25 protein-coding genes are annotated in these 25,555 nt (G+C 68.7%); 19 read left to right on the top strand and 6 right to left on the bottom strand.

Annotated features, from left to right (window positions below; all coding sequences use genetic code 11):
- Positions 1-2 precede the first annotated feature (2 nt).
- The 6 genes from ACIBGM_RS37945 (at position 3) to ACIBGM_RS37920 (ending at position 6,128) form a co-directional block, all read left to right on the top strand.
- On the top strand, positions 3-1,172 hold the full coding sequence (locus ACIBGM_RS37945) for an ABC transporter ATP-binding protein (RefSeq protein WP_396388292.1): 1,170 nt from the start codon (positions 3-5) through the stop codon (positions 1,170-1,172).
- Complete coding sequence (locus ACIBGM_RS37940) at positions 1,169-2,071, top strand: ABC transporter permease (RefSeq protein ID WP_396388291.1); 903 nt, start codon at positions 1,169-1,171, stop codon at positions 2,069-2,071. Before ACIBGM_RS37945 ends, ACIBGM_RS37940 begins: the two co-directional genes overlap by 4 nt.
- Positions 2,068-2,868: an ABC transporter permease gene (locus tag ACIBGM_RS37935; RefSeq protein WP_360522909.1), complete on the top strand. Its 801-nt coding sequence runs from the start codon at positions 2,068-2,070 to the stop codon at positions 2,866-2,868. Before ACIBGM_RS37940 ends, ACIBGM_RS37935 begins: the two co-directional genes overlap by 4 nt.
- Positions 2,865-4,541 carry an NAD(P)/FAD-dependent oxidoreductase gene (locus ACIBGM_RS37930; RefSeq protein WP_396388290.1) on the top strand — a complete coding sequence of 559 codons (1,677 nt, stop codon included), beginning with the start codon at positions 2,865-2,867 and terminating at the stop codon, positions 4,539-4,541. Before ACIBGM_RS37935 ends, ACIBGM_RS37930 begins: the two co-directional genes overlap by 4 nt.
- 314 nt (positions 4,542-4,855) lie before the next feature.
- On the top strand, positions 4,856-5,611 hold the full coding sequence (locus ACIBGM_RS37925; RefSeq protein ID WP_360522904.1) for a hypothetical protein: 756 nt from the start codon (positions 4,856-4,858) through the stop codon (positions 5,609-5,611).
- Positions 5,556-6,128, top strand: coding sequence for a type II toxin-antitoxin system VapC family toxin (locus tag ACIBGM_RS37920; protein WP_360522901.1), 573 nt, complete (start codon positions 5,556-5,558; stop codon positions 6,126-6,128). Before ACIBGM_RS37925 ends, ACIBGM_RS37920 begins: the two co-directional genes overlap by 56 nt.
- Positions 6,129-6,420: 292 nt before the next feature.
- Here ACIBGM_RS37920 and ACIBGM_RS37915 read toward each other — a convergent pair whose 3' ends face one another.
- Positions 6,421-7,809, bottom strand: coding sequence for an aspartate aminotransferase family protein (locus ACIBGM_RS37915; protein ID WP_396388289.1), 1,389 nt, complete (start codon positions 7,807-7,809; stop codon positions 6,421-6,423).
- 157 nt (positions 7,810-7,966) lie between these two features.
- On the opposite strand from ACIBGM_RS37915, the gene ACIBGM_RS37910 reads away from it, so the two are divergent.
- The 6 genes from ACIBGM_RS37910 to ACIBGM_RS37885 all read left to right on the top strand — a co-directional run bounded on the left by ACIBGM_RS37910 (position 7,967) and on the right by ACIBGM_RS37885 (position 14,444).
- Positions 7,967-9,592, top strand: coding sequence for an amidohydrolase (locus ACIBGM_RS37910; protein WP_396388288.1), 1,626 nt, complete (start codon positions 7,967-7,969; stop codon positions 9,590-9,592).
- A gap of 8 nt (positions 9,593-9,600) precedes the next feature.
- Positions 9,601-11,028: a gamma-aminobutyraldehyde dehydrogenase gene (locus ACIBGM_RS37905; protein ID WP_396388287.1), complete on the top strand. Its 1,428-nt coding sequence runs from the start codon at positions 9,601-9,603 to the stop codon at positions 11,026-11,028.
- 92 nt (positions 11,029-11,120) lie between these two features.
- Positions 11,121-12,008 (top strand): N-acetylglucosamine kinase, encoded by an 888-nt coding sequence (locus tag ACIBGM_RS37900; protein ID WP_396388286.1) that lies wholly within the window; start codon positions 11,121-11,123, stop codon positions 12,006-12,008.
- Positions 12,005-12,694: an N-acetylmannosamine-6-phosphate 2-epimerase gene (locus ACIBGM_RS37895; protein ID WP_396388285.1), complete on the top strand. Its 690-nt coding sequence runs from the start codon at positions 12,005-12,007 to the stop codon at positions 12,692-12,694. The genes ACIBGM_RS37900 and ACIBGM_RS37895 overlap by 4 nt, the downstream gene beginning before the upstream one ends.
- Before the next feature lie 103 nt (positions 12,695-12,797).
- Positions 12,798-14,042, top strand: a complete 1,245-nt coding sequence (locus ACIBGM_RS37890) for a hypothetical protein (RefSeq protein WP_396388284.1) — start codon at positions 12,798-12,800, stop codon at positions 14,040-14,042.
- A gap of 69 nt (positions 14,043-14,111) precedes the next feature.
- Positions 14,112-14,444 carry a TetR family transcriptional regulator C-terminal domain-containing protein gene (locus tag ACIBGM_RS37885; protein WP_396388283.1) on the top strand — a complete coding sequence of 111 codons (333 nt, stop codon included), beginning with the start codon at positions 14,112-14,114 and terminating at the stop codon, positions 14,442-14,444.
- On the opposite strand, the gene ACIBGM_RS37880 is transcribed toward ACIBGM_RS37885, so the two are convergent.
- Together ACIBGM_RS37880 and ACIBGM_RS37875 are read right to left on the bottom strand one after the other, a co-directional pair.
- Positions 14,441-16,057, bottom strand: a complete 1,617-nt coding sequence (locus ACIBGM_RS37880; RefSeq protein WP_396388282.1) for a molybdopterin-dependent oxidoreductase — start codon at positions 16,055-16,057, stop codon at positions 14,441-14,443. The two genes, ACIBGM_RS37885 and ACIBGM_RS37880, sit on opposite strands and share 4 nt — an antisense overlap.
- Positions 16,058-16,133: 76 nt before the next feature.
- Entirely contained in the window at positions 16,134-16,700 is a 567-nt protein-coding gene (locus ACIBGM_RS37875; RefSeq protein ID WP_360522877.1) for a MarR family transcriptional regulator, read from the bottom strand.
- A 183-nt stretch (positions 16,701-16,883) separates the two neighbouring features.
- Here ACIBGM_RS37875 and ACIBGM_RS37870 point away from each other — a divergent pair, with 183 nt between their 5' ends.
- The 3 genes from ACIBGM_RS37870 to ACIBGM_RS37860 all read left to right on the top strand — a co-directional run bounded on the left by ACIBGM_RS37870 (position 16,884) and on the right by ACIBGM_RS37860 (position 19,915).
- Positions 16,884-17,684, top strand: coding sequence for a hypothetical protein (locus ACIBGM_RS37870; protein ID WP_396388281.1), 801 nt, complete (start codon positions 16,884-16,886; stop codon positions 17,682-17,684).
- Positions 17,684-18,973: a hypothetical protein gene (locus ACIBGM_RS37865; protein WP_396388280.1), complete on the top strand. Its 1,290-nt coding sequence runs from the start codon at positions 17,684-17,686 to the stop codon at positions 18,971-18,973. The genes ACIBGM_RS37870 and ACIBGM_RS37865 overlap by 1 nt, the downstream gene beginning before the upstream one ends.
- Positions 18,974-19,129: 156 nt before the next feature.
- A complete protein-coding gene (locus tag ACIBGM_RS37860; protein ID WP_360522868.1) occupies positions 19,130-19,915 on the top strand; it encodes a metallophosphoesterase family protein in 786 nt (261 codons plus the stop codon).
- Positions 19,916-19,998: 83 nt separating this feature from the next.
- Here the strand turns inward: ACIBGM_RS37860 and ACIBGM_RS37855 are convergent, their stop codons facing one another.
- Complete coding sequence (locus tag ACIBGM_RS37855; RefSeq protein WP_396388279.1) at positions 19,999-20,643, bottom strand: GNAT family N-acetyltransferase; 645 nt, start codon at positions 20,641-20,643, stop codon at positions 19,999-20,001.
- Positions 20,644-20,684: 41 nt separating this feature from the next.
- Here ACIBGM_RS37855 and ACIBGM_RS37850 point away from each other — a divergent pair, with 41 nt between their 5' ends.
- The 3 genes from ACIBGM_RS37850 (at position 20,685) to ACIBGM_RS37840 (ending at position 23,349) form a co-directional block, all read left to right on the top strand.
- Positions 20,685-21,635: a hydroxymethylglutaryl-CoA lyase gene (locus ACIBGM_RS37850; RefSeq protein WP_396388278.1), complete on the top strand. Its 951-nt coding sequence runs from the start codon at positions 20,685-20,687 to the stop codon at positions 21,633-21,635.
- A gap of 137 nt (positions 21,636-21,772) precedes the next feature.
- Positions 21,773-22,861, top strand: coding sequence for a hypothetical protein (locus ACIBGM_RS37845; RefSeq protein ID WP_396388277.1), 1,089 nt, complete (start codon positions 21,773-21,775; stop codon positions 22,859-22,861).
- Positions 22,858-23,349, top strand: a complete 492-nt coding sequence (locus ACIBGM_RS37840) for a DUF1269 domain-containing protein (protein ID WP_360522856.1) — start codon at positions 22,858-22,860, stop codon at positions 23,347-23,349. Before ACIBGM_RS37845 ends, ACIBGM_RS37840 begins: the two co-directional genes overlap by 4 nt.
- A gap of 11 nt (positions 23,350-23,360) precedes the next feature.
- On the opposite strand, the gene ACIBGM_RS37835 is transcribed toward ACIBGM_RS37840, so the two are convergent.
- Complete coding sequence (locus ACIBGM_RS37835) at positions 23,361-24,056, bottom strand: EcsC family protein (RefSeq protein WP_360522853.1); 696 nt, start codon at positions 24,054-24,056, stop codon at positions 23,361-23,363.
- Between the two features lie 140 nt (positions 24,057-24,196).
- Here ACIBGM_RS37835 and aat point away from each other — a divergent pair, with 140 nt between their 5' ends.
- A complete protein-coding gene (aat, locus tag ACIBGM_RS37830; RefSeq protein ID WP_396388276.1) occupies positions 24,197-24,862 on the top strand; it encodes a leucyl/phenylalanyl-tRNA--protein transferase in 666 nt (221 codons plus the stop codon).
- Here the strand turns inward: aat and ACIBGM_RS37825 are convergent.
- A complete protein-coding gene (locus ACIBGM_RS37825) occupies positions 24,855-25,547 on the bottom strand; it encodes a TetR/AcrR family transcriptional regulator (RefSeq protein WP_396388275.1) in 693 nt (230 codons plus the stop codon). The genes aat and ACIBGM_RS37825 overlap by 8 nt on opposite strands.
- Between the last annotated feature and the right edge of the window lie 8 nt (positions 25,548-25,555).

Raw genomic sequence — 25,555 nt, 5'->3', positions numbered from 1 at the left:
CCATGACTGCACCGGATACCGTCCCCGCCCCACCACCCCGGTCAGGTGACCTAGTCCTCACCGGCCTCAGCAAGCTGTACGGCGGTCAGCGCGCGGTCGACCAGGTCGAGCTGACCGTCCCGTCCGGCGCGTTCTTCGCGTTGCTCGGACCGTCCGGCTGCGGCAAGACCACCACCCTGCGGATGATCGCCGGCCTGGAGGAACCGAGCACCGGAACCATCCAGCTGGGTGAGCAGGACATCACCGGACTGCGCCCGTACAAACGCCCGGTCAACACGGTGTTCCAGAACTATGCGCTGTTCCCGCACCTGAGCATCTTCGAGAACGTCGCGTTCGGGCTGCGCCGCCGGGGCGTCAAGGACGTGAAACCGCAGGTCGAGCAGATGCTCGAGCTGGTCGAGCTCGGTGCCTTCGGCAAGCGAAAGCCGGCCCAGCTGTCCGGTGGCCAGCAGCAACGGGTCGCGCTCGCGCGGGCCCTGATCAACCGGCCGCAGGTGCTGCTGCTGGACGAGCCTCTGGGCGCGCTCGACCTGAAGCTGCGCCGGCAGATGCAGCTCGAGCTGAAACGGATCCAGACCGAGGTCGGCATCACCTTCGTGCACGTCACGCACGACCAGGAAGAGGCTATGACGATGGCCGACACCATCGCGGTGATGAACGGCGGCCTGATCGAGCAGCTCGGCACGCCCGCCGAGCTGTACGACCTGCCGGCCACCACGTTCGTGGCCAACTTCCTCGGGCAGTCGAACCTGATCCGGGCCGCGATCATCGGCACGTCCAATGGGAACCTGATCCTCGACGTCCAGGGTCGCAAGGTGACTGTGCCGCTGCCACGGTGCCGGGTCACCGAGGGCGAGGTCTGGATGGGGATCCGGCCCGAGAAGGTGTTCCTGGCCCCGGCGGGTACGGAGCAGAGCAACGGCGTGAACCAGTTGCGCGGAGGGGTCGTGACCGACGTCAGCTACGTCGGTGTGAGCACGCAGTACCTGACCCGTCTGCCGTGGGACCAGGAGCTGACGGTCTTCGAGCAGAACACCGGGGCGCGGGAGACGCTCGCGGTCGGAGACCAGGTGGATTTGCACTGGCAGCCGTCGCACACGTTCGTGCTGGATGCCAGGCAGGACGCGCTGGCCGGAGTCGAGGACATCGACGATCCGGGCGGTGCCGGGTGAGCGCGGTCGGTCAGTTGGGGGCGACCGCGCCGCCCCCGGCCGGCAGACCGCAGCGGTCCGGCCGGCGGCTGACGGCGTACCTGCTGCTGCTTCCGGGCGGACTCTGGCTGCTGCTGTTCTTCGCCGTACCGCTGGTGTCGCTGCTGGCCGCCAGCCTGTACGACCCGAACGGCTCGATCGAGACCGGGTTCGCGATGACCTGGCACTGGCAGAACTTCGTCGACGCGATGGCCGACTACGCGCGCCCGTTCGGCCGGTCGCTCTGGTACGCGCTGCTCACCACCGCGCTCTGCCTGCTGATCGGGTACCCACTCGCGTATGCGATCGCGATCAAGGCCGGCCGGTGGAAGAACCTGATGCTGGCACTGGTAATCGCGCCGTTCTTCACCAGCTTCCTGATCCGGACGCTGTCCTGGAAGCTGCTGCTCAGCGACAACGGGTTCGTGGTCGACTTCCTGCAGACGATCCGCATCCTCGGGCCGGACGGGCGGTTGCTGGCGACAACGGCCGCTGTGGTCACCGGCCTGGTGTACAACTTCCTGCCTTTCATGGTGCTGCCGCTGTACGCCAGCCTGGAGCGGATCGACCGCCGGCTGATCGAGGCCGGCGGCGATCTGTTCGCCGGGCCGTTCACGACCTTCCGCACGGTCACGCTGCCGCTGTCGATGCCGGGAGTGGTCGCAGGCACGCTGCTGACCTTCATCCCGGCGGCGGGTGACTACATCAACGCCCAGCTGCTCGGCACGCCGAAGCAGCGGATGATCGGCAACGACATCCAGCGCCTGTTCGCCGCCGGCGCCTACCCGACCGCCGCCGCGTTGTCGGTGACGCTGATGGCCGCGATCGTCGTACTCGTGCTCTTCTACGTACGGCGGGCCGGGACGGAGGACCTGGTATGACCAGAGCCGGCCGGTTCGTCGGACGCCACCTGATCATGGTGTTCGCGGTGCTCGTTCTGCTGTACCTGTTCGCGCCGATCGCCGTCGTGATCCTGATGTCGTTCAACGCGCCGGAGAGCAAGCTGTCGTACACGTTCGACGGCTTCACCTGGGACAACTGGCTGAACCCGTGCCGGCCGCTCGGCATGTGCGAAGCGGTCAGCACCAGCCTGCGGATCGGCCTGCTGGCCACCGTCATCGCCACCGCGCTGGGCACGCTGATGGCATTCGCGATGGTGCGGCACCGGTTCCGCGGCCGGTCCGCGACGAACCTGTTCATCTTCCTGCCGATGGCCTCGCCGGAGATCGTGCTCGGCTCGGCCCTGCTCGCGCTGTTCGTGTCCAGCGGCTTCGGCGGACAGCTCGGGTTCTGGACCGTGCTGATCGCACACGTGATGTTCTGCCTGTCCTTCGTGGTGGTGACCGTGAAGGCCCGGCTGACCGGGATGGACGCCCGGCTGGAACAGGCCGCGATGGACCTCTACGCCAACGAGTGGCAGACGTTCTGGCGGATCACCTTCCCGATGGTCTTCCCCGGCATCCTGGCCGCCGCCCTGCTGAGCTTCTCGCTGTCCTTCGACGACTTCATCATCACCAACCTGAACGCCGGGACCACGGTGACGTTCCCGATGTTCGTCTGGGGCTCGGCGCAACGCGACCTCCCACCACAGATCAACGTCGTCGGTACGGCGATGTTCGTGCTCGCCCTCGTCCTCGTGCTCGGCGGCGAGCTCGCCCGCCGGCGAAGGACCCGATGACGTCGCCTCTCAGCGAGGCAGAACCGCTGGTCTTCTGGCTCGACGACAAGTCGGCCCCGGAGGCGCTGCCGCCGCTGCGTGGCGACGAGGTCGCGGGTCTGGCCGTCGTCGGTGGCGGCTACACCGGCCTGTGGACGGCGCTCCGGGCGAAGGAGCGCTACCCGGAGCTCGACATCGTGCTGCTCGAGGCGTACACCTGCGGGTCCGCCGCGAGTGGACGCAACGGTGGATTCTGCGACGCCAGCCTGACCCACGGGTTCGCGAACGGCCAGGCCCGCTGGCCGGACGAGATGCCCGTCATCGAACGACTCGGCCGGGAGAACCTGGACGCGATCGGCGACACCATCGAGCGACTCGGGATCGACTGCGACTGGCGCCGTACCGGAGAGCTCACCGTCGCGACCGCGCCCCATCATGTTGCGGAGATGGCTGCGGAAGCTGCTGTGCGCGATGACGTGACGTTGCTGGACCAGGACGCCGTACGCGCTGAGGTGAACTCACCTACCTATCTCGGCGGACTGCTCGACGTGACGAACACTGCTCTGGTCGAGCCGGCGCGACTGGCTTGGGGACTGCGTGCGGCATGCCTGGGGCTCGGCGTACGGATCTACGAGAACACTCGCGTGCGTCACCTGCGGTCCGGGTGGTTGTCGACGGCAATGGGTTCGGTCCGCGCGGACCGGATCGCGTTGGCCACCAACGCCTTCCCGTCGTTGCTTCGACGACTGCGGCTCTACACGGTGCCCGTCTACGACCTCGTGCTCGTCACCGAGCCGCTGTCCTCGGCTCAGCTTGCCTCCATCGGCTGGCAACGGCGGCAGGGTGTCGGTGACGCGTCGAACCTCTTCCACTACTACCGCCTTACCCGCGACGACCGCATCCTGTGGGGCGGCTACACACCGCTCTACTACTACGGCAGCCGCATCAACCCCGCCCTGGAACAACGCGACGACATCCACCTCATGCTCGCCCGGCACTTCTTCCAGACCTTCCCCCAGTTGGAAGGCCTCCGCTTCACCCCCCGGCTGGGGCGGCGTCATCGACACCAGCACCCGGTTCTGCGCCTTCTTCGGCACCGCACATTCGGGTCGCCTCAGCTACGCCCTCGGCTACACCGGCCTGGGCGTAGCCGCCACCCGCTTCGGCGCCGACGTCATGCTCGACCTCCTGTACGGCGAATCCACCGACCGCACTGCGCTCCGCATGGTCCGCGAACGCCCCCTCCCCTTCCCACCCGAACCCCTCCGCGCAGCCGCCATCCACCTGACCCGCTGGTCGATGTCCCAAGCCGACAAGAACGCCGGCCACCGAAACCCCTGGCTCCAAACCCTGGACCGCCTAGGCCTCGGCTTCGACTTCTAGCTGTGGTCGACCCCACGCGCATGTGGTCGACCCACGCGAGCTACGCAAGGGCTCCTACGTCGCCCCCGCTACGCCCGCTCCCACCCACCCATGGCTCTGCGTGCTACCGCCCGCACCTGCGGCTACCGCCGCCCCCCGCGCGCTGCCGCGCGCCATCGACCACCAACGCGGCCCCATCCGCCGGAGCACTGTGGTCACGCCATCACGACACGACGACGCTCAGTTGCCGCCAGCCTGCACGCATGTCCACGTCAGCTACTTCAAGTCGCAGGCAGACTTGCACCGCAACGCGACGGCGGGCGAGGTCGTGAACAGCGACAGTGTCTAGGAATTTCCGCGCGAGTCGGGGTGCAGGTTGTCGTAGCCAGCCTGAGCTGCTGAGTCTCGCGATGCGATTCTGTTGCTGCGAGCATCGACTCCGAATGCAGTCCGCCACGGGTGGCGACCGTATCTCGCGAGGCGGAGGTGCAAACGGCGACAGGTCACACTTGTTCGGCACCTCAGAGCGCCGGCAACTTACTCGATCGCTCGCAAGATCGTGGATACGCCGTGAGGTGGTGGCAAACTGGGGGTGTGGGCAGGCACAATTGTCAGCAACCTGCGAGCGCACGCCGGAGGAGGCACAATGGACGAGCTTCAGCTCTCCTTGGAAGGCCCAAGGGGTGAGATGGCGGCGAGCTGCTTTCTAACTGCCGCACAGGCGATGCTGAAACTGCTCGATGGCGCGTCGCGAGAAAAGGTTGCTTGGCAGGTCTCGACCCTCGCGGAGGGGAGTCTTCGCATCGGGCTGGTGGCATCGCGGTCGGGTGACAGTGGTGATCCTGAGCAAGCAGTGGATACGGTCCTGCGCGGACTCGCCACGCTTCACGAGTCGTCGACCATCCCTCACGGGTTTACGTTGCCCATGATGAGCTACGCCCAGCAGTTGGCTGGGGTGAGGGGCAAGGGTGGGATCACCGAGATCTCAGTATCTGTGGGAGCCACTCTTGTGAAGATCGACGAGGTGCTTGCGCGAAACGCCGAGGAGGCCGTCGCCAGCAAGGTCGTCAGCATAGGTTCGGTGCAAGGAATCCTCGACAAAGTGAACTTCCGGAAGGTTCGCGAGTTCGGGTTGATTGATGAGCGGACTGGTGCCGCGATGAGGGTGACGTTCGGACCAGAGTTGGATGAGGCCGTCAAGCAGTCGATCGACACTCCGGTTGTTGTCACTGGCACCTTGTCCCGCAACGCGACAGGCCAGAAGGTAACAATGCGAGCGCGCACGATAGCCTCCCTGGCGAAGCAACCACCGCGACCAGTCGAACAACTCGTAGGTATTTTGGGTGATGACTGGACTGGTGGCCTGGACTCGGTCGACTTCATTCGGGCGCAGCGTGGTTGACAAGCCGAATGTGTACGTTGACTCGTGCGTGATCATCAATGTCTTCGCACCGAGTGCAAGTGTTGCGGATCAAGACCGACTTCGGCCGAGTCTCTGGGTCCTCTCGGCGGGACAACGCGGGCTGCTCAGGCTGACGTTAAGTCCGCTGGTGATCGCCGAAGTTCTTGGCAATGGAAACATCCGTGGCTCACACGTTCCGCCTGACGACCGGGCAGGAAAGGTAGCTAGCGTGCGAGCCTATTTTCACGACAACGACTTCTTGTTCGTCGAACTGGATCAGTTCCTAGGGCTGGAGGCAGCCCAACTCGCAGTCGCTCATCAACTAAGAGGACCTGACGCAATTCATCTCGCCAGCGCTCTGCGGGCAGGATGCACCACGCTTTACACGTGGGACAACGACCTGTTGAAGCTCGACGGACACGAAGCGCTTGGCGGCATGCGCTGTATCGAACCAGCCCCGGAAGGTCAGGGCGATCTGCTGGAGGAATTGTCCGCGTCGACTCCAGACAGCGAGTGAGCACGTCGTAAGGCAAACGGGCGCCTTGGCGCGCATGTGCTGTCGGTGTGATGAGGGCCTTGAGAGTTTGTGGTCGACTCTCTTCGCCCGGACGCGACGTGGCGCGACTCCGCTGAGCACATCCTCGATCGATGGGCTGACGGTTCAGGGGAGCGGTCGCCACGATAGGAGTCGTCTTGCTGACGGACGGTGGTCAGTGGTCGAGCGCGGGCGATAAGCCCGCCGACGCGGGCGGCAGCCTGCATGGAATCGGGTGGGTGGGAGCGCGCGTAGCACGCGTGGGGAAGATCTACTACAGCTTGGATTCCGCTTCGGTGAGGACTGAGCGGAGGATTTGTTCCATTTCGTCGAAGTGGGGTTGGTCGCAGATCAGGGGTGGGGAGAGTTGGATGACGGGGTCGCCGCGGTCGTCGGCTCGGCAGTAGAGGCCGGCGTCGAACAGCGCCTTGGAGAGGAAGCCGCGGAGGAGGCGTTCGGACTCCTCGTCGTCGAAGGTTTCCTTGGTGGCCTTGTCCTTGACCAGTTCGATGCCGTAAAAGTATCCGTCGCCGCGGACGTCGCCGACCAAGGGCAAATCGAGCAGCTTCTCGAGCGTCGCCCGGAACTCCCCCTCCCGGGCCCGGACGTGCTCGTTGATGCCTTCGCGCTCGAAGATGTCCAGATTGGTCAGCGCGACCGCGGCGGATACGGGGTGGCCACCGAAGGTGTAGCCATGGGCGAACGTGGTGTCGCCGTGCAGGAACGGTTCGGCCAGCCGGTCGGTCGCGATCATCGCGCCGAGCGGTGCGTAGCCGGAGGTGAGGCCTTTCGCGCAGGTGATGATGTCGGGCTGGTAGCCGTAGCGTTCTGCGCCGAACATGTGGCCGAGCCGGCCGAAGGCGCAGATCACCTCGTCGCTGACGAGCAGTACGTCGTACTCGTCGCAGATCTCGCGGACCCGGTCGAAGTAGCCGGGCGGCGGCGGGAAGCAGCCGCCGGCGTTCTGGACCGGTTCGAGGAAGACGGCGGCGACGGTGCTCGGGCCCTCGTTCTCGATGGCGACCGCGATCTGGTCTGCGGCCCAGCGGCCGAACGCGGCCGGCTCGTCGCCGTGCACCGGGGCCCGGTAGATGTTGGTGTTCGGGATCCGGAACGTGCTCGGCACCAGTGGCTCGAACGGCGCCTTCAGCTCCGGTAGTCCGGTGATCGACAGCGCGCCATGCGGGGTGCCGTGGTAGGCGATCGCGCGGCTGATGACCTTGTGCTTACCGGGTTTGCCGGTGAGCTTGAAGTACTGCTTGGCCAGCTTCCAGGCGGACTCGACCGCCTCGCCGCCGCCACTGGTGAAGAAGACCCGGTTCAGGTCACCGGGCGCGTAGCCGGCGATGCGTTCGGCCAGCTCGATCGACTTGGGGTGCGCGTACGACCAGAGCGGGAAGAACGCCAGCTCCGCGGCCTGCTTGGCCGCCGCCTCGGCGAGCTCCGTGCGGCCGTGGCCCAGTTGGCTGACGAACAGCCCGGCCAGACCGTCCAGGTAGCGCTTGCCGCGGGCGTCGTACACGTGCACGCCGTCGCCCCGGACGATCACCGGTACGTCGGCCTGCTGGTAGCTCGACAACCTGGTGAAGTGCATCCACAGGTGGTCGCGCGCCGACTGCTGCAGGTGGGCGAAGCCGGCGTCGTCGAGCATGTCGGACGGCATGTCGGTCCCTTCGTCAGGTGGTTTGCCGTTCCCACATCCTGCCCCCCGTAACGCGCGCAGGCAAGTGATTTCGTGCCAAACAAACCGATATGGTGTCGATGTCAGTGGCTGACGACGCGATCTGATGCGGAATCCGTACTGCGTGGGAGGTGGTCGGGTGGACACAGTGTTCGTCAACGGCGCGGTCTTCGACGGCCACCGGCACCGGCCCGGCCTGTCGGTCGGCGTTCGGTCCGGCCGGATCGTCGCGGTCGCGCCGGACCTGACGAGGCTGATCGGCCCGGCGACCGACGTGGTCGACCTCGACGGCGGCTTGCTGCTGCCCGGTTTCGTGGACGCCCACGTTCACCCGGTCCAGGGCGGCCTCGAACGCGCCCGCTGCGACCTCTCGCCGGCGTCCGGCCTCCCGGCGTACCTCGAACGGATCTCGACGTACGCCGGAAGTCACCCGGACGTCCCGTGGATCCTCGGCGGCGGCTGGCACCAGCCGGACTTCGCCAACGGAGCGCCCGCCGCGGCCGATCTCGACACCGTGGTCCCGGACCGCCTCGCCTTCCTGGTGAACGCCGACCACCACGGCGCCTGGGTCAACACGCGCGCGCTCGAGCTCGCCGGCATCGACGCGCGGACCCCGGACCCGCCCGACGGACGGATCGAACGCGGACCGGACGGCGTACCGACCGGCACCCTGCACGAGGGCGCTATGGACCTCGTCGGCCGCCACGTCCCACCCACGACTCACCAAGAGCTCGTCGACGCGCTGACCGACGCGCAGACGTACCTGCACTCGCTCGGCATCACCGGCTGGCAGGACGCGATCGTCGGCGACTACGCGAACATGAGCGACCCAGGTCCGGCGTACGCCGAGCTGGCGGCCGCAGGCCGCCTGACAGCACGCGTGGTCGGCGCGCTGTGGTGGCAACGCGACCGTGGCCCCGAGCAAATCTCCGACCTGACGGTACGGCGCGACGCCCTGAGCGTCGGCCGGTTCCGCGCCCGCAGCGTGAAGATCATGCAGGACGGCGTGGCCGAGAACTTCACCGCCGGAATGCTCGAGCCGTACTTCGACGGATGTGGTTGCCGCACCGCCAACGCCGGCCTGTCGTTCGTGGATCCGATCGAGCTGCGAGACAACATCACCAAGCTCGACGCCGAAGGCTTCCAGGTCCATGTGCACGCGATCGGCGACCGCGCGGTCCGCGAGGCGCTGGACGCGTTCGAAGCCGCACTGAACGCGAACGGCGACCGCGACCTGCGGCACCACATCGCGCACTTGCAGGTGGTGCATCCCGAGGACATCGCCCGGTTCGCCCAGCTCGGCGTCACGGCGAACCTGCAGGCGTTGTGGGCAGTCCGGGACGCGCAGATGGTCGACCTCACGCTTCCGTTCCTCGGGCCGGAGCGGTCCGGGTGGCAGTACCCGTTCGGCGACCTCGCCCGGTCGGGCGCACGGCTCGCGGCCGGTTCCGACTGGCCGGTGTCGAGTCCGGATCCGCTGGCCGCCGTACATGTCGCGGTGAATCGGAGCTCGCCTGACGACACCGACCCGTTCCTGCCCGAGCAGGCGCTGGACCTGGCGACCGCGTTGGCGGCGTACACCTCGGGGAGCGCGTGGCTGAACCACGAGGACGAGACCGGACGGATCCAGGCCGGCGCGCTCGCGGACCTGGCCGTCCTCGACCGGGATCCGTTCGCCGGACCGGTCGCGGAGATTGCCGAGGCCCGGGTGCGGGCCACCTACGTCGAAGGCGTCCGCGTCTTCGGTGATCGATCGACGAGATAGGGACTGACATGGCTGAGCTCAGGAACTTCGTGGACGGCAAGTCGGTGGGTGCGCTCAGTGGAGCGACGTACGACGTCATCGAGCCGGCGACCGGCGCGGTCTACACGCAGGCGCCGCTGTCCGGACCCGAGGACGTCGACCAGGCGATCACCGCGGCGGCCCGTGCGTTCGAGACCTGGCGGGACACCACGCCGGCCGAGCGGCAGCTGGCGCTGCTGAAGATCGCCGACGCGATGGAGCAGCGCGCGGACGAGTTCGTGCAGGTGGAGAGCCGGAACACGGGCAAGCCGCTGTCGCTGACCGCGAGCGACGAGGTGCCGCCCAGTGTGGACCAGTTGCGGTTCTTCGCCGGCGCTGCCCGGGTGCTGGAGGGCCGGTCGGCCGGTGAGTACCTGGCCGGCCACACTTCGTGGATCCGGCGGGAGCCGATCGGCGTCGTCGGGCAGGTCACGCCGTGGAACTACCCGTTGATGATGGCGATCTGGAAGATCGCACCGGCGCTCGCGGCCGGCAACACCGTCGTCCTGAAGCCGAGTGACACCACACCGGCGTCGACTGTGCTGCTGGCCGAGCTGTGCGGTGAGTTCCTGCCGCCTGGTGTGTTCAACGTCGTGTGCGGCGACCGGGACACCGGTCGCGCGCTGGTCGATCACGAGATCCCACAGCTCGTCGCGATCACCGGATCGGTCCGGGCCGGGATGGAGGTCGCGTCCGCCGCGTCCCGGCAGCTGAAGCGCACGCACCTCGAGCTCGGCGGCAAGGCTCCGGTCGTGGTCTTCGACGACGCCGATCTGGAGAAGGCGGCCCAGGCGATCGCGGACGCGGGCTACTTCAACGCCGGCCAGGACTGCACCGCGGCCACTCGGGTGCTGGCCGGACCGCGGATCCATGACGATTTCGTCGACGCCATCTCCGACCTCGCGCGCGACATCAAGACCGGGCAGCCCGACGATCCGGACGTCACGTACGGCGCCCTGAACAACGCCAACCAGCTCAGCCGGGTCAGCGGCTTCATCGACCGGCTGCCCGACCACGCGACGCTGCGCACCGGCGGGCAGGCAGTCGGTGACCGTGGCTACTTCTACGCGCCGACCGTGGTCTCCGGACTGCGGCAGGACGACGAGGCGATCCAGCAGGAGATCTTCGGACCAGTCGTCACCGTCCAGCAGTTCACCGACGAGGACGAGGCGCTGCGCTGGGCGAACGGCGTCGAGTACGGCCTGGCCTCGTCGGTGTTCACCCGCGACCACGGCCGCGCGCTGCGGATGGCCCGCCGCCTCGACTTCGGCTGCGTCTGGATCAACACCCACATCCCGATCGTCGCCGAGATGCCGCACGGCGGCTTCAAGCACTCCGGCTACGGCAAGGACCTCTCGATGTACGGCCTCGAGGATTACACGAGGATCAAGCACGTCATGTCGAACATCGAGCCTTAGGCCGTGGCTGAGTGGTCTAATCGAGGTCCTTTACCTGGGCGCCCGGTTCGCGCCAGAGTAGGGCGCGAGGACAGGCCAAGAGGAAGACCGGTATGACGAGCGTTGCCATCGACGGTGGGCAGTCCGCCCTCAGACTGCGAGTGCTCCCCACCGGGCAGGTCGGCACCGGCCCGGGCTACGTGCACGGACCGGACAGCATCCCGCGGTTGCTGGAGGCAATTCGGACCGCCGCAGCCGCTGCAGACCTTGCTGGACCTGTCGAGGTCGTCGCACTCGGGCTGACCGGGTTCCCGCCCGTCCGCGAGGTCGCACAGGAGCTTGCTGCGCAGGTAGCCGAGCTGCTGGACGCCGGTGAGGTGCGGCTGACGCAGGACATGGTGACCGCGCATGCAGGCGCTCTGGCGGACGGGTACGGCGTAGTGGTTGCTGCCGGCACCGGACTGGTCTGTCTCGCCGTCGACCGGGACGGCTCCTGGCACAAGGTGGACGGCCACGGGTACCTGTTCGGCGACGCCGGGAGCGCCTTCGCAATCGGTCGCGCCGGGCTGGTCGCCGTACAGCGGGCTCGGGACGGTCGTGGACCGGCCACGAAGCTCGCGGACACCACACTGGATCCGGTGACGCTCTACAAGTCCGCCACTCTGGTGGACGACGTCGCCCGGTTCGCTCCGGAGGTACTGCGTTGTGCCGCCGAAGGTGATCCGGTCGCGACGGACCTCGTCGTACTGGCCGCACGGGACATCGCAGAGACGATCGACGCGGCCGTCGCAACGCTCGCGGGACGAGGTGAAGTCCCAGTGGCGTGCGTAGGCGGCCTGTTCGCCGGTGCGGGCGACCAGCTGCTCGGTCCGGTCCGCGCAGCCGTGCCTGGCCGGGTGCAGCTCGTGCCCGCCGCCGGCACATCCCTCGACGGCGCCGAGCGCTTGGCGACCAGTCCGCCTGGCCCGTACGCCGACCTGATCATCACCCACCGCTCGTGAGGGCGCTGCCGCCCGGCAGCCTGGTGGTGTCGTGCCAGTCCATCCCGGGAGACCCGTTCGACTCCGCGGAGCTGATGGCTCTGATGGCGCGAGCCGCCGAGTTGGGCGGCGCGGCTGCGATCCGCGCCAACGGTCCCGAGCACATCGCCGCGATCCGGGCCGTCACGATGCTGCCGATCATCGGTATCCACAAGGTCGGCGACCCGTCGGGCGTGTTCATCACCCCGACGTTCGAAGCAGCTGCGGGAGTCGTGGCAGCCGGCGCAGACCTGGTCGCGCTGGATGCGACCCTCCTACCGCGGCCGGACGGCCAGTCGCTGAGCAATCAGATCGGCCGCATCCACGCCGAGCTGGGTGTACCAATCCTGGCGGACGTGGACACCTTCGACGCAGGCGTCGCTGCCCGCGCAGCCGGCGCCGACCTGGTCGCGACCACCCTGTCCGGCTACACCGACGGCGGTACGCCGACCGGACCGGACGTCGACCTGGTCCGGCGACTTGCCGCCGCGGTGGATTGCCCCGTGGTCGCCGAGGGCAGGATCAGGACGCCCGAAGACGTTCGCGCCGTCTTCGACGCCGGTGCGCACGCCGTCGTCGTCGGCTCCGCAATCACCAACCCCACCCACATCACCGCCCACTTGGCGAGCGCCTTACCGCCGAAGTGGTCTACTCGATCTCACCCGTGACCGCTCGATCCTGGAGACGCCCCTCGATTCCGTCGGCCCTTGCGAGCTATCTTGACTGGACCGGAAAGTTTTCACCGGCACGACCGTTGGAGCGTGTAAGTAAGTGAGCAGACTCCTCCTGGCCGCGACCTCTCTGGACGTCACGCCACCGCCCGGCCACCGCCTGGACGGATACGCGGCCCGCACTGCCACCGCGACCGGCACCGCGGACCCGCTGCGTGCCACCCTGATCTGGCTCAGTACGGCGGACGACCCCGGCGTGCTCTGGCTGAGTCTCGACGCCATCGCCGTCGCCAGGGACCTCGTCGCCGAGCTGTCCGCCGCGGCCGCGTCCGCGGCCGGCATCCCGGCCACGCGCGTCGTGGTGTCCGCGTCGCACACGCATTCCGGACCGTCGGGCTGGACCGGTGAGATCCACCCGGTCATACCGGCCGAGCGCGAGCCCGCTCTGTACCAGCCGCTGGTCGCAGCAGTCGCCAATGCATCGCTGCCCCGCCAGCCGGTCACCGCGTCGTGGCGTTCGGTCGAGGTGATCGGCGTCGGGGCGAACCGGCACCGCAAGAACGGCCCGCACGACAACACCGCGGGAGTGCTGGCTCTGCACTCGCTGGAGGGATCGCTGGAGGCGTTGCTGCTCGACTTCGCCTGCCACCCGACCACGTACGGCCCAGAGAACCTGCAGTGGTCCGCCGATTGGCCGGGAGCTGCCCGGGCAGCGCTTGCTCCTGCGGTAGTCGGCTATCTGCAGGGGGCTGCGGGCGATGTCAGTCCACGGTTCACGCGGCGGGGTCGCGGCGCCGAGGAGGTCGCGCGGTTGGGCGGTCTGCTCGCTGCACGCGTCCGTGAGGCGCTGGCCGGCCCTGGGCTGGAGCTACCGCAGTCGGCGCCGGCCATCCGCCGTACGACGATCGACCTGCCGGTCCGGCACGTGCCGCCGGCCGAGGAGGCGGCAGTCACCGTCGCGGCGGCCGAGAGTGCGGTCCGCGGTGGCGCCGACCATCCGTCGATGCGGATCGCGCAGACGCGGCTGGATGGCGCACGCGGCCAAGCGCTGATGGCTGCGGCATCGTTGCCAGAGTCGCTGGAGCTGCCGATCAGCGTGGTGACGTTGGGCGAGGTGTGCTGGGTCAACCTGCCGGTCGAACTGTTCGCCCTGCACGGCGCCTGCCTGCAGGCCGACAGCACCCACCCGATCACGCGGGTTGTCGGCTACACGGACGGCTACTACGGCTACATCGTCGACCCCTCCGCCGCCGAGTCCGGCGCCTACGAAGCCCTCATCACCTTCTTCGACCAACGCGCCACCAACCACCTCCTCACCGAAACCGCGGCCTTCATCAACGCCTAGAGCGCTAGCTCGGGCTGGAGCTTCTTGGCGGGCCAGACGCGTTGGTGGCGGGCGGCCAGGGTGGACGCCGTGCTCGGGCTGCTCGACGAGGCCGCGCCGGACCAGCGGCGGTGGCACCTCATCTCCACGGAGTTCACGTTGCACGCGCTGCGCAGCCCGGAGGCCGCGCGGGCGCTGAACGAGCAGCGGGAGATGTTCCGGTCGCGGCTGACTCAGCTGGTCGAGGAGATCGCCGAGACCAACGGGCTGGAGTTCAGCGTGCCGGCGGAGCAGTTCGTCCGGATGGTGATGGCGCTGCACGAGGGTGCCCGGTCAGAGAGCCTGCTGGAGCCTCGCAAGGTTCCGGCCGGGTCGCTGGAGCACACGTTCCTGCCGATGGTCCTCGAGGCCGTGACGCGTTAGCCGACCTTCACGTCCACGGTGTGCAGGCCGGTCGAGCCGTTCGGCGCCGGCGGTGCGGACGCCTCGATCTGCGGGTTGCCCTTGGCGTCGAACGCCCGTACCTGCAGGACGTGGTTGCCGCGCGGCGCGTCCCAGGTCCAGTGCCACTGCCGCCAGGTGTCGATCGACGCGTCCGCCGCCAGCGTCGCTTGTTGCCAAGGGCCCCCATCGACGCGGACCTCGACCTTCGACACCCCGACGTGCTGGTCCCACGCCACCCCGGCCACGGTGACCTGACCCGGTTCCGCCTTCGACCGCGGCACGTCGATCCGCGACGACAACTTGATCGGCCCGAGCTCCGACCACCCGCGCGGCGTCCAGTACGCCTCGAACCGGTCGAACCGGGTCACCTCGATATCCGTCAGCCACTTGGTCGCCGACACATACCCGTACAACCCGGGTACGACGATCCGCACCGGGAACCCGTGCTCCACCGGCAACGGCTCACCGTTCATCGCGAACGCGAGCATCGACTGCCGGTCGTCGAGCAGGGTGCTGAGCGGCGTACCGGCGGTGAACCCGTCCTTCGACGTCGACTGGATCGCGTCCGCGTCTTTGGCCGGCCCCGCCTCCTGCAGCAGGTCCTTGAGGAGTACGCCGGACCACAGCGCATTGCCGATCAGGTCGCCGCCGACCTCGTTGCTGACGCACGTGAGGGTGACCCACTTGTGCACGACCTCGCGCTTCAGCAGGTCGTCGAACGTCAGGTTCAGCTCGCGATCGACCATGCCGTGGATGCGCAGCTTCCAGTCCGCCGGCAGGATCTGCGGCACCGAGAGGGCGGTGTCGATGCGGTAGAAATCCGCGTTCGAGGTCACCCAGGACGTCGCGCCGTCGGCCTGGACACCGGCGGGAGCGTCCACAGTGGGTGGCTTCGGCAGGTTGAGGCCCTCGCGGGCTTCGGCGACGGCGGCGCGGTTGCCGCCGAGGACTCGTCCGAGCGCAGCGATTGCAGCTGAGCCGATCGCCACGCCGGCCGACAGCTGCAGGAAGCCGCGGCGGCTGACGCTGTCGTCGGGTGCATCGAGCAGTGGCTCAAGTCGCCGGGAGAACAGTCTGAGGACGAACAAGGCGGTGACACCGGCGACCACGGACGGCACGAATCCGGTCTGCCCGCTGTCCGGCCTGGTCGCGGCCGCGATCACAGCCAGTCCGACCAGTACGACGACCACGGTCGCGCCGACCCAGTAGCGCCGTACTGCGAGGACGCCTCCCAGTGCGGCGAGGACCAGCAGGACGATCAGGATGCCGACTTGGAGCGCGGTCTTGTCGTTGGTCCCGAACCACGCGATCGCGAGGTCCTTCAGCCACGGCGGCACTCGGTCGATGAACGCGGACCCGATCGCCACTACCGGCGTCAGCTGAGTGCCGAGCAACCCGGCGACCACGCTCCCTGCCGCCAAGCCGGCCAGGGCGGCAAGCACTCCGCCGACCGCGCCCCGCCACCAGCTCCCGCCCCGGCTGCTGTCCCCGCCCGCGCGCTTGCCGGGGTCAACGCCGTAGGGCTGTCCGACAGCGTCGTACCCGCGAGCTTCGGTTCGGCTGTGCGTGGTCCCCTGGTCGCCTTGGTTCACCTCTCAACGATTACGCGGCGGGGCGCTCGACACCAGTCGAGCGCCCCATCCGTTAGTCGCGGGTAATGCAAGGTGTTCAGTTGTCGGTTGTGCGGATCCGGTCGGGAGTGATCGGCCCCAGGTTCGGCCGTCCGTTCGGCCAGCGGCGAGCGTTGTCGCGGACCCGGCGAAGCTTGCCGAGCACGACCTCCCGCTCGTCGGACAGCTGCGACATCCACAGGCTGTCGATCTCCAGGAGGTGGTCCGGCAGTGCTTCGCGCAGCCGCCGCTTCCCCTCCTCGGTGAGGACCGCGAACGAACCGCGGGCATCGTCGGGACAGGGCTCCCGGCGTACCAGACCGAGGTTCTCGGCGCGGTCGACCAGCCGGGTGATGCCGCCGGTGGTGACGGTCAGCTCCCGGGCGAGGGACGTGAGACGCTGCTTCTCACCGTGGCTGCGGGCGAGCCGCAGCAACAGTTCGAACATTGCCATTTGCAGACCACTGCGCTTGAGGGAATGGCGCATCAGGTGATCGAGCTCGGCCGCTGCTTCACGCAGCAGGCCGTACGCGGTGATCACGTCGCTTTCCCAGGGTTCGACGGCACGAGTGGGTTCTGCATCGGCGAGCGCTAGGGGCGAGCAAAGCGAAGGCGCGATGGTCATGCGCGGACTCTATTAGCTGACTAGGTCACTTCGCTACACGGGGTGACCCTTCGGCTACAGATCGACCCACAACCGTAAGGATACGGAGCGTAACCCCGGTGCCTGTGGATAACTTCCGCGGCGGTCGGCCGATTTTTGCCAGCCTTGGTCCGCGAGGTTCTCACCACCGGATCGGGGAGTGCGATGAACGAGAAATCACCCTACGGCCGCGGCTTCATCGCCGCCTGCATCGTCGTCGCCGCAGTCCTCCTCTGCGGCGCCCTCCTCCTGATCTCGGGCCCCCGCAGTACGGCGAACCCCGCGACCGCAAGCAATCCGGTCCAGTCCACCCCGGCCGCATCCACCGCCGACAGCTCGACCCAACCCGGCACCGAGACTCCGGCCCAGCCTGGCGCCAGCACTCCGGCCCAGCCTGGCGCTAGCACTCCGGCGCCGGCGCATCCCGGCTCCGGCTGCGCGCTGCCCGCCGGCGACCAGGCCATTCCCCTCAAACCGCCGGCCGTCGACGGGTGGGATGTCAGCCGCCGCGTCGTCGTACCTCGGTCGACTGCGGCCGGTCCGGCCAAGACCGACCCCGACGGCTTCCGCCGGTGCTTCGCCCATTCCCCGACCGGCGCCGTCTTCGCCGCCTACAACGTCGTCGCCGCCCTCGCCGACCAGCGCCAATCCATCCCCACCGTCCGCAAACTCATGCTCCCCGGCCCCAACACCCAAGCGCTGATCCGCGAGCTCAGCACCGAGCGGCCGCCCGCCAATCCGAACGTCAGCCAACCAGCCGGCTACCGGGTCCTCGACGCCGACCAGGACCGCGCCACGATCATGCTCGCGCTCCCCGTCGAGTCGGCGTACATGAGCATCACTCTCACCCTCGTCTGGCACGACGACGACTGGCGCCTCCAACCACCCCCACCCGGCGATCCCGTAGGCATCCCGTTCGCCCAGCACCAGAACCTCTCCGATTTCGTCGCCTGGACCGGTGTCTGATGTGCGGACCCACGGACGTCACCTGCCACGTCACCGGCGGCTTCGAGGCTGCGACCAACAACGCCCTCAAACAGGTGAGCGAGAGCATCGGCGACGCCGCGATGGAGGGGATCCACGCCATCGCGACGTTCTGGATCAAGGAGCCCAGCCCGACGCTGGTGGTCGGCGCCGGTGACGGGTCGCCGCAGAACAGTGCGATGGTCGACTTCCTGCAGGGCAACGTCCTGTGGATCTCGGCGGCCGTCTTCACCGTCGCCGTACTGATCGCCGGCATGCGGCTCGCCTGGGAACAGCGCGCCCAACCGCTCCAGGACCTGCTGAAGGCGATGCTGACCTTCGTCGCGGTGAGTGCCGCGGGTACGGCGACCATGCAGCTGCTCGTCGAGTGGTCGGACGAAGTGTCCCTCGCCATCATCCGGTCGGCGCATCCGGACGAGTCCACTCTGTCGAGCGCTCTCGGCGCGCTGGTGATGCAGGGAAGCCTTGGAATGATGAGCGGCGACCACGCCGCGAGCCTCATCATGATGTTCGCCGGCGTGGCCGTGATCATGGCTGCGTTGATTCAGGTCGTGCTGATGGTCATCCGTTCGGCGATGCTGATCCTGCTGGCCGGGACGTTCCCGCTGGCCGCTGCGGCGACGAACACGGAGCTGGGCCGGACCTGGTTCAAGAAGTACTGCGGCTGGGCCTTGGCCTTCATCGCGTACAAGCCGGCTGCTGCCCTGATCTACGCGGCCGCGATGAAGATGAACGAGCTCGGTGTGGGCCAGTCCGCCAACAGCTTCGTGCAGACCACGACCGGTCTGATGATGTTGTTCCTGGCCATCTTCGCGTTGCCCGCCCTGCTCCGGTTCATGGTCCCCGTGACGGCTGCGGTCGCCGGCGGCAGCGCTGGCATGGGCAGCTCGGTTGCAGACCCGGGTGGCGCGGCCACCGGCGCCATCAACGTCGGCCGGTCCTTCATGGGCCGCGGCTCCGGCGGTTCTGGCGGCTCCGGTGGTGGTTCGGGCGGTGGCTCGGGTGGTGGAGCGTCGGGTGCCGTCGGTGTTGGTGCCGCGGCCAGCGCCGGACTGGTTGCCGCCGGAGCTGCCGTCAACGGCGCACGCAAGGTCGCCGGCGGGGTCGCCGGCGCCGCGGCCCATTCAGCCGGCGAGTCAGGAGGCGGCTCCGTGACCCCAACCGCATCCGTCGGCCCGATAGCCCGCCGCCGCCCACGCCAGTCCACCCCCAAATCCACCACCGCCCATCAACGCACCCCCGAACCCACCGGCCCAACCGGCAGCCGCTAACCGAACCCCCACCCGGTCCCGGTCCCACCCGGTCCCGGTCCCACCCGGTCCCGGCCCCAGCCCGTCCCGTCCCCACCTCACCCTTCCCGGGTTCGCCGGAACCACCAGCGGGTGGTGGGAAACCTGTTGTCGGTGGGAGATGAAAGCATGGCGGGTATGGGGTTGGAACGGATTGCGTTGATCTCGGACGTGCACGGGAATCTGACCGCGCTGGAGGCGGTGCTGGCGGATATCGCGGGGCGGGGGATCGAGCGGATCTTCAACCTGGGCGACTACGTCGGGAAGGGGCCGCGCGGCCAGGCGGCGGTCGACCTGTGCCGGCAGGTGTGCGAGGTGAACATCCTCGGCAACTGGGACGACTTCCTGCCGGACCCGGACCGCGAGCACGACAGCGACGCCCTGCGCTGGTGGAAGAAGGAGCTCCGCGAGGACCAGTTGGCGTGGTTGCGCGGGCTCCCGTTCTGCCACGACTTCCTGTTCAGCGGGCGGCAGATCCGGCTGTTCCACGCGTCGTCGACGAGCGTGCACCGGCGGGTGCGGTTCGACCACGACGAAGCGGAGTACCTCGGCATGTTCGAGAACACCGAGGCCACCGGCGACGGCCCGATCCCGACCGTCGTCGGGTACGCCGACACCCACGATCCGTTCTACGAGGTCGACCTCGGCCGCACCCTGTTCAACATCGGCTCGGTCGGCAACAGCCTGAACGACCCGACCCCGGTGTACGTCATCCTCGAAGGCGTCCCGGACACCCGCGATCCGGCCCCGTTCTCGATCCAGTTCGTCCGGGTCCCGTACGACGCCCGCGGCGAGCTCGAGATCGCCCGCCGGCTCGGCATGCCGCAGCTCGACGGCTACGAGGCCGAGATCATCCACGGCCTCTACCGCGGCAACCACTACGCCGGCGAACCGCACACCTACCACCGCCGAGTTCGGGGCTAGAGGCAACTATCCCCAGGTTTTCCACAACTGTGGAAGTTGTTCCCGCAGCCACCGGCGAACTAGATGCCGGAAGCAACGAGCTTTCAGCGGACCAGCAGAGCTTCGGAGCCGACGGGCTTGTAACCGGCCGCGAGGAAGGTGCGGAGAGAAGCCGCGTTGCCCGGGGTCACCTGGGCCCAGATGTGCGCGTCCACTGGGATCAGCGCCCGGGCGGCCCGCGCCAGCCGACGCCCGTGCCCCTTCCCCCGATCACCTTCGGGGACTTCGATCGCACACTCGATCCGACCCGCCAGACCGCGGCCCGTCAGCACCAGTCCGCCGTACGCGTCGCCGTACACCCGGACGTCGTCCCGATACCGCCAAGCCCGCTCGACGCGCGGGTGGGCGTGGTCGGTGAGCTCCGTCAGACCCTCGACGGCCGCGGAGCGGTCGGTGGCGTCGGTCAGCGCCGGCGCCAGCAGCATCCCGTCGATCGCGTTGACCCGGCGGCCGGTCGCGTGCTCGAGTGCGGACAGGAACGGCGGGTTGGTCGGCGCCGACAGATCGCCCGGCGAGATCCGCTCGGCCACCCAGGCCGGGTCGACGTCCGCGGCGATCACGATGTGCCCGGTGAAGGCGACCACGGCGGCTTCGCGCGGCGAGGGCGCCGGTACGACGGTGATGCCGAGGTCCGGGGTGGGGAAGACGCCGCGTTCGATGCCGCGCAGAATGTCAGCCAGAGTTGTCATCACGAGCCATTGTGGAGGAGACCCCTCCCCAAGCTCGATCCATGGACGCGACGGAGGCGACACACATGCGGAAGCCGCAACTGGTGCGAGCGGACGGACTGCCCGACCGGGTGACGATCTACGAGGTCGGCCCGCGGGACGGACTGCAGAACGAGTCGGCGATCGTCGACGTCGCGGTCAAGGCCGAGTTCATCCGCCGGCTGGTCGACGCCGGCCTGACCACGGTCGAGACGACCAGCTTCGTGCACCCGAAGTGGGTCCCGCAGCTCGCCGACGCCGCCGAGCTCCTGGAGTCGTTGGACCTGCCGGACGCCGTACGGGCGCCGGTCCTGGTGCCGAACGAACGCGGCCTCGACCGCGCGCTGGCCGCGGGCGTCCGGGAGATCGCGATCTTCGCGAGTGCGACCGAGACGTTCGCCGCGAAGAACCTGAACTCGACGCTGGACGAGCAGCTCGCGATGTTCACGCCGACGGTGCAGCGGGCGCTGGCCGAAGGGCTCTCGGTGCGCGGGTACGTGTCGATGTGTTACGGCGACCCGTGGGAGGGCGACGTACCGATCGACCAGGTGGTGAAGGTCGGCGCGCGGCTGATCGACCTCGGCTGCCACGAGCTCTCCCTCGGCGACACGATCGGGGTCGCGACTCCCGGCCAGGTGAGCGCGCTGCTCGCGGCCTTCGCTGCGGCCGGCGTCGGCGTGGACAAGCTCGCCGTCCACTTCCACGACACCTACGGCCAGGCGCTCGCCAACACCCTCACCGCCCTCCGCGAAGGCGTCACCACCGTCGACAGCTCCGCCGGCGGCCTCGGCGGCTGCCCGTACGCCGAAAGCGCCACCGGCAACCTCGCCACCGAAGACCTCCTCTGGCAACTGGACGGCCTGGGCATCCACACCGGCGTAGACCTGCAAAAGCTGGTCGCCACCAGCACCTGGATGTCCGCCCAACTAGGCAAGCCGTCCCCCAGCCGAGCCGTCCAAGCCCTGGCTGGCTGACCCCCACCCCTCGCCTGCTGTCCTTCCGCTTCGAGTCTATCGGCGAGAGCCGTAACCGACCTGAAGTTATCCACAGACCTGGGGTGCGGGTGTGGGCTACGGTCGGGGAGATGGGCGGGGGTTCTATGGGCGCTGACGTGGTTTTTTGGGCGGTGGTGCTGGCGCGGTTCGGGTTGCCGTTGTTGATTCCGCGGTATCCGTTGCCCGCCATCGTGGGGTGCCTGGTGCTCGACGGGGTCGACCAGACGATCTTCCAGGCGTTCGGGTACGACCCGCCGTTCTACCAGAGCTACGACAAGGCGATGGACGTCTTCTACCTGTCGGTGGCGTACCTGGCGAGCCTGCGGAACTGGACCAGTCAGGCGGCGGTCGGCATCAGCCGGTTCCTGTTCTTCTTCCGGCAGGTCGGCGTGGTCGCGTTCGAGCTGACCGGCCTGCGGGCCCTGCTGCTGCTGTTCCCTAACACCTTCGAGTACTTCTTCATCGCCTACGAGGCGATCCGGTCCCGGTGGAATCCGGCGAAGTTCGGGTTCCGGTTCTGGGCGCTGGTCGCCGGCGGCATCTGGGTGTTCGTCAAGCTGCCGCAGGAGTACTGGATCCACATCGCGCAACTGGACGTCACCGACCTGATCGCGGACACGAGCTGGTTCGGTCCGTTGCTGCTGGTCGCCGTACTCGGGCTGGTCGCGGTGCTGCTCCTGGTCGTCCGCCCGCGGTTGCCGCAGCCCGACTGGACCTGGAAGCTCGAGGCCGACCCGCTGCCGACCGCGATCGACGAGGCCAGCGAGCGTGCCGCGTTCCAGGCCGCGCACCGCAAGGTCTTCGACTGGGAGGCCGTGGAGAAGATCTTCCTGATCGGGCTGATCAGTGTGATCTTCGGCAACGTGCTGCCGGCCGTGCAGGCGAGCAGCATGGAGATCTTCATCAGCATCGCGATCTTCGCGGTGATCAACTCCGCGCTCGGGCTGTGGTCGGCCCGGCGGGGCCGGTCGTGGGAGTCCGCGACGATGTCGTTCGCGGTCGTGTTCGCGACGAACGTCGTACTGGTCACGATCGGCGACCTGGTGCTGGGCCGGGACGACGAGGGCCTGCCGCTGGTCACCACGCTGTTCTTCATCTTCCTGTTCAGCATCCTGACGATGCTCTACGACCGCTACCGCCCGATCAACGACTACCGCGTCCAGGCCGCGGTGACCGCTCGACAACCGGAGGGAGAGGAACCATGACCGACCTGATCGTCCTCGGATTCCCGAGCCGTGACCTCGCCGAGGAGGCCCGGCAGCGGCTCACCGAGCTGGAGGCGACCGAGGCCCTCGAGCTCAGCGGCCTCGCGGTCGCCTGCCGCCACGAGGACGGCGAGGTCGAGCTCGTCCAGCCGCTCCGGCTGACCGCCACCGGAGCCGTCGCCGGCGCGGCCGGCGGTGGGCTGATCGGTCTGATGCTGCTCGTCCCACTGCTCTCGGCCGCGGTGGGCGCCGCAGCGGGTGCAGTCGGCGGCACAGTGTCGGCAGGCATCCTCAACGCACAGTTCGTCCGCGGCCTCCGGCAGACCCTCGAGCCCGGCCGCGCGGCCCTACTCCTGGTCGTCCGGAACGTGGTCGACGGCGACAAAGCGATCGACCAGCTCAAACCCCTGTCACCGCAGGTCCTCCGCACCACCTGGTCCGACGAGCAGGAGCGCCGACTCATCGCCGCCCTCTCGGACCACTCCTGAACCAGGCGGTGTCAGGGCTCGATCGGGCGGCGGATGCGGCGGACCAGACTCTTGTCGGCGTACTCGGCGATTCGCCACGTCGCGAAGCCGTCCACACCGGCCCCGACCGCACCACCGAGCAGCGGGATCCGGCGGGTCACGGTGAGCGCCATCCGCTTGCCGCTGATCCGGGCGATCAGCTCGGCGACCACCTCACCCGCGACCTGGCGGTCCAGCTCCGGATCGAACACCGGCGCGGTCGCGATCGCCAGCGGGGACGTCGGCAGGCTCGACTTCTTCAGCCGGTCCAGTACGCCGTCCTCGCCGAGCATGCACGTGATCACCGCCGTACGAACCCGCGGATCGTCCAGGTCGTACCCGCGCAGGTGCGCGATCGCGGCCACCATCCGGGCCTGCACGATCGCCAGGCCGGTCAGGTTGGCGGGCAGCGCGACCGGGAGCGTGACGAGCCCGCCGATACTGGTGACGAACCCCTGGAACCCGGCCAGCCGGATGTGCTGGTCGATCACCGCGTCGATCGCCAGCTGCGCGTCACCGCCGGTCCTGGACAGTTTCGCGTCGGCGATCGCCTCGGCGCCCGGGAACCGTTGGTACCCGTCGATCGCGACCTCGAGGATCTGGCGCAGCACACCCGCCGCTGCCTGAGGTGCGAATCGCTGCGCGGCGGGCGCGAGACTGCTGGCGACGAACCTGGCTACTCCGGCCACGGTGCTCCTTCCCGCCCTCCCCGCGTCCGAGTCCTGGGCGTGCTTCAACTCTACGTGCCCCCACGACTCCCGCCACTCGGGAGAAACCCCCGGTGTCCCCCGACCCCGCGGCGGGTCCGCGGGTGGTCCAGGATTGGGGTGTGCCTGTCGAGCCTGCTGCTTCTGTGTGGGACTTTCCGCCGGTGGCGGTTGCCGGGGCGAGTGACATCGTCGCCGGTGGGGCGGATCTGCAGCCGGGGACCGTGCTGGCGGCGTACCGGCGGGGGCTGTTCCCGATGCCGGACCACCGGGGCTCGCTGCTGTGGTGGTCGCCGGTCGACCGCGGGGTGATCGAGGTCGCGGGTTACCGGCCGTCACGGTCGGTACGGCGGGCGCGGAACAAGTTCGAGATCCGGGTGAACACCGCCTTCGACCAGGTCATCCGCGCGTGCGCCGACCCGCGCCGGCCCGGGTCCTGGATCGACCGCGGGATCATCGCGTCGTACACAGAGCTGCACCGCCTCGGCTGGGTGCACTCGGTCGAGGCGTGGGACGGCGACCAGCTGGCCGGCGGCCTGTACGGCGTCGCGATCGGCGGACTGTTCGCCGGCGAGTCGATGTTCCACCACAAGACCGACGGCTCGAAGGCGGCTGTGGCCGGCCTGATCGAGCTGCTCGACGACGAGTACGCCGACCAGCGGGTGCTCGACATCCAGTGGGTCACCGACCACCTGGCGACTCTCGGCGCCGTCTCCATCCCCCGCGAGACCTACGTCCGCCGGGTGTCGGCCGCCGTACACCTGCCGCTTCCGAAGGCCTTCAGCTGAGGCCAACGAAGGCGGCCATCTGCCGCGTCGTCGAGTCGAAGAACGCGTCCGCCGGATCCATCGACCCGACCAGTTGACCGAACAGCTCGAAGCTGATCATCCCGAACAGCTGCGTCCACACGATCACCGTCCGCACCAGCACCGGCGGCGGAACCCGAGGCGCCAACGCCACTAGCACCTGCACCTGCTCCGCCAGTACGCCGCCCGGCTCCGGAGCATCCCCTGGTACGACGAGCTGCCCGTCGGCCTGGGCGCGGTCGAGCAGGCCGAGCAGGAGGATCGGGACCCGGCTGGCCGGCTGCACCGTCGCCTGCGGCGCCTGATACCCGCTGATCGGCGACCCGTAGATCAGCGCGTACTCGTGCGGGTTGGCCCGCGCCCAGTCCCGGACCGCTGCGCAGACCGCGAGCCAGGCGTCGAGCGGCCGGTCGTAGTCCGGTTCGACGGCGGCCTCGGCTGCCTCGCCGAGGGCGTCGTACGCGTCGATGATCAGCGCGGTCAGCAGGTCGTCCCGGCTCGGGAAGTAGCGGTAGATCGCGGACGACACCATGCCGAGCTCACGCGAGATGGCGCGCAGCGACAGGTCGGCGGCGCCGTCGGTCGCCAGCTGCCGGCGGGCGATCGTCTTGATCTCCTCGGTCAGCTCGGCCCTGGCTCTCTCGCGTGCGGTGCGTCCGGCGTTCATGGCAGCAG

This window comes from Kribbella sp. NPDC050470 (assembly GCF_044458365.1).
Taxonomy (GTDB): domain Bacteria; phylum Actinomycetota; class Actinomycetes; order Propionibacteriales; family Kribbellaceae; genus Kribbella.
This window is presented reverse-complemented; position numbering and strand designations above follow the sequence as displayed.

Bases quoted from the DNA above. Each gene is read 5' to 3' on its own strand.
- ACIBGM_RS37825 (WP_396388275.1), bottom strand. From the start codon at position 25,547: ATGAACGCCGGACGCACCGCACGCGAGAGAGCCAGGGCCGAGCTGACC.
- ACIBGM_RS37870 (WP_396388281.1), top strand. From the start codon at position 16,884: ATGAACGAGAAATCACCCTACGGCCGCGGCTTCATCGCCGCCTGCATC.
- ACIBGM_RS37905 (WP_396388287.1), top strand. From the start codon at position 9,601: ATGGCTGAGCTCAGGAACTTCGTGGACGGCAAGTCGGTGGGTGCGCTC.
- ACIBGM_RS37850 (WP_396388278.1), top strand. From the start codon at position 20,685: ATGGACGCGACGGAGGCGACACACATGCGGAAGCCGCAACTGGTGCGA.
- ACIBGM_RS37875 (WP_360522877.1), bottom strand. From the start codon at position 16,700: ATGACCATCGCGCCTTCGCTTTGCTCGCCCCTAGCGCTCGCCGATGCA.
- ACIBGM_RS37945 (WP_396388292.1), top strand. From the start codon at position 3: ATGACTGCACCGGATACCGTCCCCGCCCCACCACCCCGGTCAGGTGAC.
- ACIBGM_RS37930 (WP_396388290.1), top strand. From the start codon at position 2,865: ATGACGTCGCCTCTCAGCGAGGCAGAACCGCTGGTCTTCTGGCTCGAC.
- ACIBGM_RS37920 (WP_360522901.1), top strand. From the start codon at position 5,556: ATGACTGGACTGGTGGCCTGGACTCGGTCGACTTCATTCGGGCGCAGC.
- ACIBGM_RS37840 (WP_360522856.1), top strand. From the start codon at position 22,858: ATGACCGACCTGATCGTCCTCGGATTCCCGAGCCGTGACCTCGCCGAG.
- ACIBGM_RS37865 (WP_396388280.1), top strand. From the start codon at position 17,684: ATGTGCGGACCCACGGACGTCACCTGCCACGTCACCGGCGGCTTCGAG.
- ACIBGM_RS37860 (WP_360522868.1), top strand. From the start codon at position 19,130: ATGGGGTTGGAACGGATTGCGTTGATCTCGGACGTGCACGGGAATCTG.
- ACIBGM_RS37900 (WP_396388286.1), top strand. From the start codon at position 11,121: ATGACGAGCGTTGCCATCGACGGTGGGCAGTCCGCCCTCAGACTGCGA.
- ACIBGM_RS37935 (WP_360522909.1), top strand. From the start codon at position 2,068: ATGACCAGAGCCGGCCGGTTCGTCGGACGCCACCTGATCATGGTGTTC.
- ACIBGM_RS37915 (WP_396388289.1), bottom strand. From the start codon at position 7,809: ATGCCGTCCGACATGCTCGACGACGCCGGCTTCGCCCACCTGCAGCAG.
- ACIBGM_RS37855 (WP_396388279.1), bottom strand. From the start codon at position 20,643: ATGACAACTCTGGCTGACATTCTGCGCGGCATCGAACGCGGCGTCTTC.
- ACIBGM_RS37925 (WP_360522904.1), top strand. From the start codon at position 4,856: ATGGACGAGCTTCAGCTCTCCTTGGAAGGCCCAAGGGGTGAGATGGCG.